At 46.4% G+C, this 13,137-nt stretch carries 10 protein-coding genes; 5 read left to right on the top strand and 5 right to left on the bottom strand.

Going from position 1 to position 13,137, the window contains the following annotated elements; genetic code table 11:
* Positions 1-121 precede the first annotated feature (121 nt).
* The 5 genes from Q1B04_RS09320 to Q1B04_RS09300 form a co-directional block, all read right to left on the bottom strand.
* Positions 122-754 carry an ATP-binding cassette domain-containing protein gene (locus Q1B04_RS09320; RefSeq protein ID WP_299758463.1) on the bottom strand — a complete coding sequence of 211 codons (633 nt, stop codon included), beginning with the start codon at positions 752-754 and terminating at the stop codon, positions 122-124.
* Entirely contained in the window at positions 744-1,535 is a 792-nt protein-coding gene (gene lpxA / locus Q1B04_RS09315; protein ID WP_299758460.1) for an acyl-ACP--UDP-N-acetylglucosamine O-acyltransferase, read from the bottom strand. The genes Q1B04_RS09320 and lpxA overlap by 11 nt, the downstream gene beginning before the upstream one ends.
* The gene (locus Q1B04_RS09310) at positions 1,532-2,926 is read right to left on the bottom strand and encodes a bifunctional UDP-3-O-[3-hydroxymyristoyl] N-acetylglucosamine deacetylase/3-hydroxyacyl-ACP dehydratase (protein WP_299758458.1); all 1,395 of its coding nucleotides are present in this window, start codon (positions 2,924-2,926) and stop codon (positions 1,532-1,534) included. Before Q1B04_RS09310 ends, lpxA begins: the two co-directional genes overlap by 4 nt.
* Positions 2,927-3,364: 438 nt before the next feature.
* Positions 3,365-4,387, bottom strand: coding sequence for a UDP-3-O-(3-hydroxymyristoyl)glucosamine N-acyltransferase (gene lpxD / locus Q1B04_RS09305; protein WP_299758456.1), 1,023 nt, complete (start codon positions 4,385-4,387; stop codon positions 3,365-3,367).
* A 916-nt stretch (positions 4,388-5,303) separates the two neighbouring features.
* Positions 5,304-6,536: an HD domain-containing protein gene (locus tag Q1B04_RS09300; protein WP_299758454.1), complete on the bottom strand. Its 1,233-nt coding sequence runs from the start codon at positions 6,534-6,536 to the stop codon at positions 5,304-5,306.
* A 310-nt stretch (positions 6,537-6,846) separates the two neighbouring features.
* Between Q1B04_RS09300 and Q1B04_RS09295 the strand changes: the two genes are divergently transcribed.
* The 5 genes from Q1B04_RS09295 (at position 6,847) to Q1B04_RS09275 (ending at position 13,113) form a co-directional block, all read left to right on the top strand.
* On the top strand, positions 6,847-8,406 hold the full coding sequence (locus tag Q1B04_RS09295) for a PglZ domain-containing protein (RefSeq protein WP_299758452.1): 1,560 nt from the start codon (positions 6,847-6,849) through the stop codon (positions 8,404-8,406).
* The gene (tsaE, locus tag Q1B04_RS09290; RefSeq protein WP_299758450.1) at positions 8,399-8,851 is read left to right on the top strand and encodes a tRNA (adenosine(37)-N6)-threonylcarbamoyltransferase complex ATPase subunit type 1 TsaE; all 453 of its coding nucleotides are present in this window, start codon (positions 8,399-8,401) and stop codon (positions 8,849-8,851) included. The genes Q1B04_RS09295 and tsaE overlap by 8 nt, the downstream gene beginning before the upstream one ends.
* 218 nt (positions 8,852-9,069) lie before the next feature.
* Entirely contained in the window at positions 9,070-10,296 is a 1,227-nt protein-coding gene (locus Q1B04_RS09285; RefSeq protein ID WP_299758448.1) for an alanine dehydrogenase, read from the top strand.
* A 354-nt stretch (positions 10,297-10,650) separates the two neighbouring features.
* Positions 10,651-11,955 (top strand): nucleotide sugar dehydrogenase, encoded by a 1,305-nt coding sequence (locus tag Q1B04_RS09280; protein ID WP_299758446.1) that lies wholly within the window; start codon positions 10,651-10,653, stop codon positions 11,953-11,955.
* A 96-nt stretch (positions 11,956-12,051) separates the two neighbouring features.
* The gene (locus Q1B04_RS09275; protein ID WP_299758444.1) at positions 12,052-13,113 is read left to right on the top strand and encodes an NAD-dependent epimerase; all 1,062 of its coding nucleotides are present in this window, start codon (positions 12,052-12,054) and stop codon (positions 13,111-13,113) included.
* Positions 13,114-13,137: the final 24 nt, after the last annotated feature.

The raw sequence follows: 13,137 nt of genomic DNA, 5'->3' as shown, positions 1-13,137 counted from the left end.
TTCCGTGTAAATTGGAAATTCTTAGGTATAGGTTGTTCGTAATTCGTCTCCGGAAGGTGATACTTAAACAGAAATCAGAGTGCCTGTTAAGTTTTATGAGCCACCAAACGGCAGCCGCTGACTATTTACGCGGCATGACGTGGTAATCTGATATTCTCAGCTGCTGCTCACAGAAGCTATACTCATGCTGGATGTTGGAGCCTACAATAACTAGCCGGCCTTGTTTATTCTGCTCCACATGCTCCTGGTACCAGGCTACACCTTCCTGGTCCAGATTGGTGGTAGGTTCATCCAGCAGAAGCATGGCGCTGTTGGAGTAAATAGCCAGCCCAAGCTTTAAGCGCTGCTTCATCCCGGAAGAGAAGTCTTTCACGAACTTATTCTTTGACCGCTGCAGCCCCATTCGGTCGATCAAATCCAGGTTGGAAAGGTTATGCCGCAGCGGCTTAAATTGGGTATGAAATCCGAGCATCTCCAGGAGCGTGAACTCTTCCACCAGTTCCAGGTAAGGGGCCGTTAACGAAAGGTGGCGATATGCATTGTCTGCAGCAACTATTCTGCCTCCCGAAGTATAAACAAGCGCACCCTCGCTTGCCAGGTTATGCCCGGCTATTATAGTAAGAAGAGTGGATTTCCCGGAACCGTTATGCCCTAAAATAGCATAAGAGGTGCCTGACTCAAAAGTATAAGTCAGGTTCCGGAAAATCCACTCGTAGTTATAGCGTTTACCTAAATCGGTTAGGCTAACTTGCATCCTTTGCGAAATAGCCCTTAATAATACCGCGGCCTGAGTTACGCACGAAATTGATGATCTCATCGCGCTCTTTGCTCGGCGAAAGCTCTACTTCAATTTTATCTAATGCCTGGCTATTGTTAAGGCCATTCATAAAAAGTAGGCGGTACACGTGCTGAATATCGTTAATTTGATCGCTCACATAGCCTCTGCGGCGCAAACCGATAGAGTTGATGCCCGCATAAGAAAGTGGCTCACGCGCAGCCTTTACAAACGGAGGCACATCCTTCAGCACCAGCGATCCGCCGGAGATAAAAGAATGTGAGCCGATTTTAACAAACTGGTGTATGGCGCTGGTAGCGCTGATGATGGCAAAATCACCAACCTCTACGTGGCCTGCCATTTGCACAGAGTTGCCGATAATACAGTTGTTACCTACCTGGCAGTCGTGCGCAACGTGGGCGTAAGCCATTACCAGGCAGTTGCTACCCACCACGGTCTTCATTTTATCAATGGTGCCGCGGCTAACTGTCACGTACTCACGGATAATGGTGTTGTCTCCGATGTGCGTTGTCGTTACCTCGCCGGCAAACTTCAGGTCCTGCGGAATAGAAGAAACCACTGCGCCAGGAAATATCTTGCAGTTCTTGCCAATGCGGGCTCCCTCCATAATCACGGCATTAGAGCCTATCCAGGTGCCTTCGCCAATTTCCACATTTTTATGAATGCTGGCAAACGGCTCAATTACAACATTTTGTGCAATTTTAGCCTCTGGGTGTACGTATGCTAATGGCTGATTCATGCGTCTTTTTTTACTATGCTTGCCGACATTTCAGCTTCCATTACCAATTGCCCGCCCACAAAGGCCTGGCCACTCATTTTGGCAATACCGCGCTTTATTGGAGCCAGCAGTTCACATCTAAATATAATCGTATCACCAGGTACAACCTTGCGCTTAAAGCGGCACTTGTCTATACCCAGGAAGTATGTCCAGTAATCTTCCGGCTTCTCAACTGTGTTCAGTACAAGAATTCCGCCAGTCTGGGCCATGGCCTCAATTTGGATAACACCAGGAAGCACTGGGTTACCCGGAAAATGGCCCTGGAAGAATGGCTCGTTCATGGTTATGTTCTTAACGCCCATAACCGTGGTTTCGTCTAAATGAATAATCTTATCGATCAGCAGAAAAGGGTAGCGGTGCGGCAGTGTGGCTGCTATCTGGTTGATATCCATCACCGGCTTTTTCTTAGGATCGTAAGTTGGCACGTTCTTGATTGTTGCCTCGTGGATCATCTTTTTAACCTTTTTGGCAAAAGCGATGTTTGCGGCGTGGCCAGGGCGTGCTGCCAGAATCTGTCCTTTTATAGGACGTCCGATCAAGGCCAGGTCGCCCACTAAATCAAGTAGTTTATGGCGTGCAGGCTCATTTTTAAAGCGGAGCTCCGTGTTGTTCAGGATGCCTTCCTCTTTCACCTCCACCTTCTGCTTTTGCAGCAGCTGCGAGAGGTGCGTCAGCTCCTCGTCCTGCACCACACGGTCCACAATCACGATGGCATTGTCCAGGTCGCCGCCTTTAATCAGATTTTGCTTAAACAGCACTTCCAGCTCGTGCAGGAAAACAAAGGTACGGCAAGGCGCTATTTCTTTCTCAAACTGATTCAGATCCGTAATGGAGGCATGCTGGCTACCTAGGATAGGGGAGTTGTAGTCCACCATCACCGTCAGTCTGTAGTCATCCAAGGGAAGGGCGGCAATTTCTACGCCGCGCGCATCATCTTTATAGCTCAGGCCTTGGGGTATCTCAAAGAAATTGCGGAGGGCGTTCTGTTCCTGCGTACCTGCCTCGTGTAGGGCTTTCACAAACTCAATGGAAGAGCCATCCATGATAGGAGGTTCCGGGCCATCCAGTTCAATCAGCACATTGTCTATCTGCAGGCCAACCAGTGCAGCCAAGGTATGCTCCACTGTGTTTACACGGGCACCGTTCTGCTCAATAGTCGTTCCTCTGGAAAGGTCTACCACATTATCCACATCGGCTGCCACAATGGGCTGCCCAGGCAGGTCAATGCGCTGGAATTTGTAGCCATGGTTGATTGGAGCGGGTTTAAACGTCATGTTTGAAACCACGCCGGTGTGCAACCCAATGCCCGATACAGTTACCGGAGCTTTTATGGTGTGCTGTTTATCGTTCATTCACGTATCTGTAGTCGTGTTAGTGCTTGTGTTATGGTAACATACGCGCAGCAAATCCGCTGCTGAAGGCGTATTGCGCAGGCTATTACGAGCTAAGTTCTTAGCCCCTGCAAACTTAAGATATTAAATAGGGTATTGCCAATTTTTATGTAGAAAGTAGCAGGTGTATCCTATAATGTGCAGGAGAGTGTAAAGTATAACAACTGGAAGAGCTTAGGCAAAAGCTTTGTTAGAGCATCAGAGGCTCAATTTATACTTTTGATCATACCTTCTGGAACAAAGCAGGCAGGTTCAGGATGCAACTGCCTTTATAAAAGCTGCAGACATTGTTAATAAGTATAAAAGCCCTCTTTTCATCAAGCTCTGACGAGAAAGTATAGCTGCGAATTATGTCTATATTTCTCTCAGGGAGATATTTATACTTTGAAAATCTCCAGATTATACTTTCTCCTTCAGCATGTCAAGGTCTCGCTGCAGCTCCGGCAGTTTACGGAACACCGTCATGGCACGCAGGTTCTGCTTGTAGTCAAAAGCCGGGGAACCCTGTAGGATAAGGCCTTCCTCTTTCACTGATTTTGAAACGCCTGATTGTGCCCCAATGGTTGTTTTATTGGCTATCGTGATATGGCCCACAACACCCACCTGACCAGCAATTACGCACTTATCGCCAATTTTAGTGGAGCCGGAAATGCCTGTCTGAGAGGCAATAACCGTGTGGGATCCAACTTCAACATTATGGGCAATCTGCACCAGATTATCAATTTTAGCGCCAGTACGAATGATAGTAGAACCCATGGTGGCGCAGTCGATGGCTGTGTTGGCACCTATAGAGATGTCGTCTTCCAAAATCACATTACCGATCTGAGGCACGGCTTTGTAAGTGCCGTCGGGCTGCGGAGCCCAACCAAAGCCGTCGCTGCCAATTACAGCGCCAGAGTGGATCGTGCAGTTATTGCCTACTACCGTGTTAGCATAAAGCTTTACGCCTGCAAAAATGGTAGTATTGTCACCGATTTGCACATTATCACCGATGTAAGCCTGCGGAAATATACGCACGTTATCACCGATTTTACAGTTGTTGCCGATATAAGAGAACGCGCCGCGATAATGGTTTTCGCCGATTTGGCTGCCCTGGCCAATAAAGCAAGGCTCTTCCACACCGGTTTTAGATGCCAGCAGCGCTGTCTGGTAATAGTGCAGCAGTGTAGAGAAGCTGGAGTAAGGATCTTCCACCCGAATGAGGGTTGCAGTTGTCTCCTTCTTTAATTCCAGCGATTCTGATACGATAACAACACTGGCACTGGTGCTATATAAATATGGCTCGTACTTTGGGTTGGAAAGAAATGCAAGGGCACCCGCTTGGGCTTCCTCTATTTTGGCTAAAGTGCTGACCTTGACAGAATTATCTCCCTCTACCTTGCCCTGCAGCAGGTCAGCTATCTGTTGAACAGTAAATTCCATTTTGTAAAATTAGAGCAAAAACTCAAAAACGCTAGTGCTTTGGGGGTGCAAACTTAATAAAAAATCCCGCTAACGCATCCTGTTTAAGTTTATACTTTACTATACGAGCTGTGGCCTTATTGTGAAGGTAGGGGAACAGCAGGTGTTTTCAAGATTTAGTTTGCAGTTTTGGAGAAGTTGGTTTTGTAAGGTGGTTTTTTTCTAGGTGAGAGGTGCAATTATACTTTAAACCCTTTAATTGTAGCTAAGCTATACTTAATAGCCTTTGTTCATCCACGGCTTTACAACCTTCTTGTTTCATTCTTGGCTTTGGCTCCCTCCAGGCGGGGAGGCCTCGTCTTGGGGGTAGGGGCCCTCGATAAGGGCATCGCGCGGTGTTCCCTCCTTGCCTCGCTGTCGCTCAGCATGCCCTTGGCGGGCACCGGCTCAACCCAAGGACTGGGATCAGGTTCGATAGCTGCAGCTGACGGAGCTTTTCCAAAGTTTCCTTCCCGGTGGTTCCCAGCTCTTTCGGATTTGCAATCCGAAAGTATATACATGCGGATTTGCAATCCGCTTTCCAACTCATAGCTATTGCTTTTGTAAGTCTTATTACAAATCCGCAATCACGGGAGTATCGGAGTAAAATCCAGAACAGCGAGAGGGCAAGCTTTAAGCTTGCAGGTGTATAGGTACAGGGCGATGCCGACTAATGCAAGCTGAAAGCTTGCTGGCATGGAAAACCACGAGTTGAAAACTCGCGGTAGGTGAAATTGATTTTTACTGGTCCTAATCGTAACCTCGGAGGGGCAGGGGAACTGCACCTCATACTGCAGACGACAAACCTGTTTATTTACAAATTCACTAAATCCTAAAACTGACAATCCAGAACCAGAACACGAGTTGGGAGCTTGACTAAAGTATAGAGTGTCTGAATCTACAAATAAGCCACCTCTTTCGGGTAGCAAACGAAGTGTTTCTCTACTTTATAGCTCAGGGCGCGGATGTTAGGTAGGTCAGAAGCCTCGGCTACATCCACTACGTAGCCCGATTTAGTCAGCATGTTAATCGTCTGGCCCTCTACATCGTAAGCGTTATTGCCGATTTTGCCCGAAATCATCAGGTACTTGATATCCTCCTCCGGCAGTTTATACTTGTCGATCACCAATTCTTTTATGCCGAGCAGCATTTCTTCCTCCACGGGTTTAGTAGAAATGTATACTTTAAACAGCTTGCGGCTCAGGATGCTTTTGGCCAGGTATGAAAGTATAAAATCCGGGTGGAGAGCCCACTCCTTGATGCCGCCCCAAATATCGTGGTCATCAAGGGCCACAAATCGCTCCAGTATACTTTTATCCCTTTTAAAATCATCCATGGTCAGGTCGGAGGACAAAAAGAAGCTGAGGCAGGGGGTAGTAGGCACCGCTACACCGCGCTGCATTAGCTCACGTGCACGCTGCACCACGCGCAGCACCATGTTTTCGGCACTTATCACAGTCTTATGCAAGTATACCTGCCAGTACATAAGGCGGCGGCTCACCAGAAAGTTCTCTATACTATAAATGGCTTTTTCCTCTACCACCAGCTTATCGTTGGCCACATCCAGCATTTTGATGATGCGGTCTGCACCGATCTTGCCTTCGTAAACGCCTGTATAGAAGCTGTCGCGGTTCAGGTAGTCGAGGCGGTCTACGTCTAGCTGGCTTGAAACGAGCTGGTGAAAGAAGCGGCGCGGGTACTTATCTGTGAAAATATCGATAGCTAAACTCAATCTTCCGCCGAAGTCCTCGTTAAGCAGGTGCATGATGTGCAGCGAAAGGTGCTCGTGGTGCACATTTTTAAAAATAGCCGTCTCCAGCGCATGTGAGAAAGGCCCGTGGCCCACATCGTGCAAAAGTATGGCGATGAGCGAGGCCTCGTATTCGGTATCGTTTATTTCGTTATTTTTACTGCGAAGCGTCTGCAGCGCCGTGTCCATCAGGTGCATGGCGCCCAGTGCATGATGAAAACGAGTGTGGAGCGCCCCCGGGTAAACCATCTCCGTCAAGCCTAGCTGCTTAATGCGGCGCAGGCGCTGGAAGTATGGGTGCTCTATAATATCAAATATTAACTCTGTCGGGGCCGTGATGAAACCATAAACAGGGTCGTTAAAGATTTTTTTCTTATTCACAGGAAGACATTGGGTAGTATGTAATATGTGATGTAAAAGTAATGCTTCTTACGCAGCATTGTAAGCGTATTTGACTAGAGTTATGTTTAAAAGAGCTATCAATTTTACAAACTGTCCTCAAGGGGACAATTATTAGATCAAGCTGCCTTGCGGCAGAACCAATAACTTCAGCTAACAAATCAGGCTAAAGCAATCATTAAGTATATTTGATTGTTATCCCTGCAAAGGAAGTTGTTTCAAGCTTTGCCGCTTAACAACTACGCCTTTCAATCGTTAAACAAATTAGCCATACTTACACAAGTATAAAACTATGCAAAGATACAATATTTTATGGGCCGATGATGAGATCGACCTGCTCAAGCCGCACATACTTTTTCTGGAAGATCGCGGGTATGACATTACCCCGGTAAACAGCGGCACCGATGCTATTGAAGAGTTCCGTGACCGCAACTTCGATATCGTTTTCCTGGACGAGAACATGCCCGGCATCAGCGGCTTGGAAACCCTGAACGAGCTGAAAACCATACGCCCCGCCGTTCCCGTGATCATGATCACCAAAAGCGAGGAAGAGCATATTATGGAAGAGGCCATCGGTTCCAAGATCACCGATTACCTGATCAAGCCGCTTAACCCGAACCAGATTCTGCTTTCCGTTAAAAAGGTGCTGGAGAACAAGCGCCTCGTAAGCGAGAAAACCAACATGAGCTACCAGCGCGATTTCCGGCAGCTGGGCATGGCCTTTGGCGAGCGCCTGAGTCAGCACGAATGGGCCGATATCTACAAAAAGCTGGTATACTGGGAGCTGGAGATCGACGAGACGGAGAATAAAAGTATGGCCGACGTGATTAACATGCAGAAGGACGAGGCTAACTCTAACTTCGCAAAGTTTATCATGGACAATTACGAAGACTGGATGGATGGCGATGAGGAAGCTCCGCTCATGTCGCACCAACTGTTTAAGCAGCGCGTGTTCCCGCTGATGAAAGAGACCGAGCGCCCTGTATACTTCCTGCTGATAGACAACCTACGCTATGACCAATGGAAGGTGCTGGAGCCGCTGATCTCAGAATACTTTACCGTGGATTCCGAAGAAATGTTCTATTCCATACTTCCGACCACCACGGCCTATGCCCGTAACGCTATTTTCTCGGGCATGCTGCCTACCGAAATTCAGAAAAAGTACCCAAATATGTGGGTAGGCGATGACGAGGAGGAAGGCAAAAACCTGCACGAAGCCGATTTTCTGGACATACAGTTTCAGCAGAACCGCGTAACGGATAAGCATAGCTACCATAAAATTACCAATGTGCAGGCTGGCCGCGATTTGCTCAGCAAGTTCAGTAACCTGGATAACAACAAGCTGAATGTGATCGTGTATAATTTCGTGGATATGCTCTCGCATGCCCGTACCGACAGCAACATGGTGCGCGAGCTGGCTCCGGATGAGTCGGCGTACCGCTCTATCACCAAGTCCTGGTTCCTGCACTCGCCGCTGTTTGACACGCTGAAGGCCATTGCAGATAAAAAAGGCAAGCTCATCATTACCACAGACCACGGCACCATCCGGGTAAAAAGGCCATTCAAGATCATCGGCGACAGAAACACGAATACCAACCTGCGCTACAAGCACGGTAAAAACCTGGGTTATACCGACAAAGATGTGTTTACGGTGCGCAAGCCAGAGAGATTTTTCTTGCCTAAAGCCAACGTTTCCACTACGTTTGTATTCGCGATAGAAGATTACTTCTTCGCCTACCCGAATAACTATAACTATTACGTAAACTACTACAAGGATACCTTCCAGCACGGGGGCGTGTCGTTGGAGGAGATGATTATACCTTATATAACGCTTTCACCGAAGAATGTATAACACTGGTGTTGTAAGAGCAGAAATCAAGATGTCGTCGTTGGAAGATCTTCCAGCGGCGGCTTCTGTGCTTATAGAGGAAGCCAAATCGGAGCCGATAATTCTGTTTGAAGGCCCGATGGGCGCAGGCAAAACCACGCTGATCAAAGAACTGTGCCGTCAATTGGGCGTGCAGGAGAACGTGAGCAGCCCTACCTTTGCCCTTGTAAATGAGTATGAGGGGGAAAAAGGGAAACTAATTTACCATTTCGATTTTTATAGAATCAACGACGAGCGGGAAGCGCTGGACATCGGGGCACCTGAATATTTCGAGTCCGGAAACCTGTGCCTGATCGAGTGGCCATCTATGATCCCAAACCTGCTGCCCGAACGCTACCTGCTGGTGCAACTGGAGGTGGATGACGAAGGAAGAGAAAGAAAGTTGCAAGTTAGAGAGGTAGAAAGTTAGAAAGTTATTTAGCTTTTACGCTTCTGTAGGTGCTGCTGGCGCGAGCTTGTACCTATACTTACTTGTACAGGGATACGAGCTGCAAGCTCGCACCAGCGTGGGGTAATTACTATAATGGGAAATTGCTAGAGTTTATCTCTGCAAAAGATTGTCATCCCTAAGCTCTTTAATAAAAGGACTGGATTCTGGGGGAAAATAAAGCTATTAACAAACAAAGTATGACGGAGAAGTTTGCCGTAGATTTAGGGAAGTTGGCTACAAGCCAGGCGCTGTACCCAAAAGAGTCGATGATGGCCGTGGAGGAGAGACGCCGAAGCCTGTTTATTGGTATTCCGAAGGAGAACTCTTTTCAGGAAAACCGCGTGGGCCTTACTCCTGATGCCGTGAAACAGCTCACTGATCAGGGGCATCGTATCCAAATAGAGGCAGGTGCAGGCAGTCACTCCAAATACTCTGACAACGAATACTCCGAAGCTGGTGGCAAAATTGTATACTCCACCGAGGAAGTATATGAAGCTGACATCATCCTGAAAATTGCGCCTCCAACCTACGACGAGCTGGATTACCTGCGTCCGGGCCAAACCCTAATCTCTGCCCTGCACTTTGGCAACCTAACTTCAGACTATATTAACGCGCTGCTTCGTAAGAAGATCAACGCTATCTCCTTTGAGCTGTTCCGCGATAAATCGGATGCCAAGCCTGTAGTGCGCGCCATGAGCGAGATTGCTGGCAGTACCGTCATGATGGTGGCCGCCGAATACTTAAGCAGCAGCAACGAAGGAAAAGGAATTATACTTGGAGGAATTACCGGTGTGGCCCCGACCAAAGTAGTTATACTTGGTGCCGGCTCTGTGGCTGAGTTTGCCGCCCGTGCAGCTTTAGGCCTAGGCGCAGAAGTGCGGGTTTTCGACAACCATATTTACAAACTCCGCCGCCTGAAGCATAACGTCGGGGCCCAGATTTTTACCTCTACGCTCGATAAGGCCATCATGTATAATGAGATTAAGCAGGCTGACGTAGTGATCGGTGCCTTTGTGGCCGACGAGGGCGAGATTACCTGCGTGGTGGAGGAGAGCGTGGTGGCACAGATGAATCCTGGCTCCATCATCATCGACGTCTGCATCGACCAGGGCGGCTGCTTCGAGACTTCTGAAGTTACCTCACACTCGCGGCCTATCTACCGCAAGTATGATATCATTCATTACTGCGTGCCCAACATCCCATCCCGCGTTCCCCGCACGGCTACGCAAGCGCTTTCTAATATCTTTACGCCTATCTTTACCGAGTTCTCCAAGTATGGCGGCATCAACGAGGTGCTCTTCATGAACGACCACTACCGCAGCGGCGTCTATATCTATAAAGGCAGCCTTACCAATGCCCATATCGCCAAGAAATTCGGCATGCGGTACAAGGAGCTGGGGCTGATGATTGCGGTGCGGAATTAGGATTAAAAATCTTTCCTTTCAATAAAAACTTCCCGACTTGACCGACTTTTAGCAAGGAAGCCTACTTCCTGCAAGAATAGATAGATTATCTTTAGCCAGCTCATGCAAGGAAGAAAAACCTTAATAAGAGAGCGCTCTGTTAATAAAACGTTATAAATTTTAGATTTTTTAGCCAAAAACTATTTATCTCAAATGATAGAAGTACCTTTGCATTTAGCATTGACTAAAATAGTGTGACATGAGATAAAATGTTGTACTGTGAGTTCGATGCTCTTGCAGAAGATTACTATATTCTTTGGATAGCTTCTATAACATAGAACGACAATAAACAAGCTGAGCGGTAGTATAAAAGTAATGACAAGTAAAGCTGAATTAGAACACGCTAAAATAGCGGTTATAGGATTAGGATACGTAGGACTGCCTTTGGCTGTAGAGTTTGCGAAGCAGTTTAAGACTTTCGGTTTCGATATTAACCAGCAAAGGATAGAAGAACTGAACAATGCACATGACCACACGCTAGAGGTGTCGGATGAACAATTAGCAGAGGTAATTACGCAAGACTGTACAACTGATAAAGGACTTATCTGTACAAATGAGCTGGAGAAAATAGAGCAGTGTAGTTATTTTATTATTACTGTACCTACACCTGTAGACAAGCACAATCGGCCGGATTTAACGCCGCTTTACAAAGCCAGCGAGACTGTAGGGAAGGTGTTGAAGAAGGGAGATATAGTAGTATATGAGTCAACTGTGTACCCTGGCGTGACCGAGGAAGAATGCGTTCCTGTATTGGAGAGAGTGTCAGGGCTGAAATTCAATGAAGACTTTTTTGCTGGCTACTCCCCTGAGCGTATCAACCCCGGCGACAAGGAGCATACAGTCGCCAAAATTCTTAAAATTACTTCAGGCTCTACACCAGAGGCTGCAGATAAAGTAGATGCACTTTACAATGCCGTGATCACAGCCGGTACACATAAGGCGACCACTATTAAAGTAGCAGAAGCCGCAAAAGTAATTGAGAACGCCCAGCGTGATATCAACATCGCTTTCGTTAATGAGCTGGCTAAGATCTTCAACCGGCTGGGCATTGACACGGATGAAGTGCTACAAGCCGCCGGTACAAAGTGGAACTTCCTGAAGTTCAAGCCAGGTTTGGTAGGCGGTCATTGCATTGGTGTAGATCCTTATTATCTTGCTCAAAAGGCGCAGGAAGTAGGCTATCACCCAGAAATCATACTTGCCGGTCGACGGCTTAATGATGGCATGGGAGCGTATGTAGCCCATGAAGTAGTGAAGCTGATGGTCAAGAAGGATATTCCAGTGAAAAATGCTAATGTATTGGTATTAGGCATCACCTTTAAAGAAAACTGCCCGGATGTGCGCAATACAAAGGTGGTGGATATCCTGCACACGCTGAAAGACTATAACATAAACATCGCTATCTATGACCCTTGGGCCGAACCAGCAGAAGTGAAGCACGAGTATGGGTGGGATTTTTCTACAACCCTTGATGAAACTATGGCTTATGATGCCGTTATTCTGGCAGTATCGCATAAGGAGTTTGAGAAGCTGGATTTAAGTAAGCTATGCAAAGCGAATGCAGTGGTTTACGATGTAAAGGGCGTGCTTCCGAAGGAGTTAGCAGATGCGAGGTTGTAGAGTTTAACCATTGCTACTTAAGCCGATAAGTGTAATCAAAATTTAGGTGAATTAAAGTTACTTGGGAGTATTAGCATTATACAACATTAAAATTTAATGAAAATTCTAGTTACAGGAAGTGCAGGCTTTATCGGCTTTCATTTAGCAAATAGATTATTAGATAGAGGCGACGAGGTAGTCGGTTATGATAATTTAAACGATTACTATGATGTGCAACTCAAGTATGGGCGTCTGAATGAAGCAGGTATTCCTATAAAAGAAATTGAAGATAAGGAGTTGCTTACTAGCTTCAAGAATAAGAACTATAGATTTGTAAAAGCTGATTTAGCAGACAAGGATTTCTTACTTGAATTATTCAATAAAGAGCGATTTGATGGGGTGGTAAATCTTGCAGCACAGGCAGGGGTGCGGTATTCATTGACTAATCCTGATATTTACATAAAGTCTAACATTGAAGGATTTTTGAATCTACTCGAAGCTTGTCGTCATTACCCTTTACAGCATCTTGTGTATGCTTCTTCGAGTTCAGTGTATGGTGCAAACACGAAAATGCCGTTTTCTGTGCAAGATAGAGTAGACCATCCTGTCTCATTGTATGCTGCCTCAAAAAAATCAAATGAGCTAATGGCTCATACATATAGCCATTTATTCAATATACCAACTACTGGTCTGCGATTTTTTACTGTATACGGCCCTTGGGGTAGGCCTGATATGGCTCTGTTTATCTTTACTAAATCAATTATTGAGGGCAAGCCTATTCCTGTATTTAATTATGGGGAAATGAAGCGAGATTTTACATATATAGATGATATTGTAGAAGGTATAATTAGAGTACTTGACAGACCAGTAAAATCAAAACTTAGTGCAGCAGAATCTACTACCCATAGTTCGGCTCAAGAAGCTACAAATGCACCATATTCGCTGTATAACATAGGTAATTCTTCGCCATTAAAGTTAACAGATTTTATAGAGGCACTTGAAGCATCAATTGGTTTAAAGGCTAAAAAAGAATTGCTTCCTATTCAGCCTGGAGATGTGCCAGCAACCTGGGCAGATGTTTCTGAACTAACAGCTGCAACTGGCTATACCCCAGTTACTGATGTTTCTGATGGAGTAAGGCATTTTGTAGAGTGGTATAAGCAGTTTTATAAAATATAGTAATCACAGTCGAGAAGAGTTAGC

The organism is uncultured Pontibacter sp., from assembly GCF_947495565.1.
GTDB lineage: Bacteria > Bacteroidota > Bacteroidia > Cytophagales > Hymenobacteraceae > Pontibacter.
The sequence above is the reverse complement of the archived record's forward strand: the minus strand, read 5'-3'. Positions and strand labels throughout refer to the sequence as shown.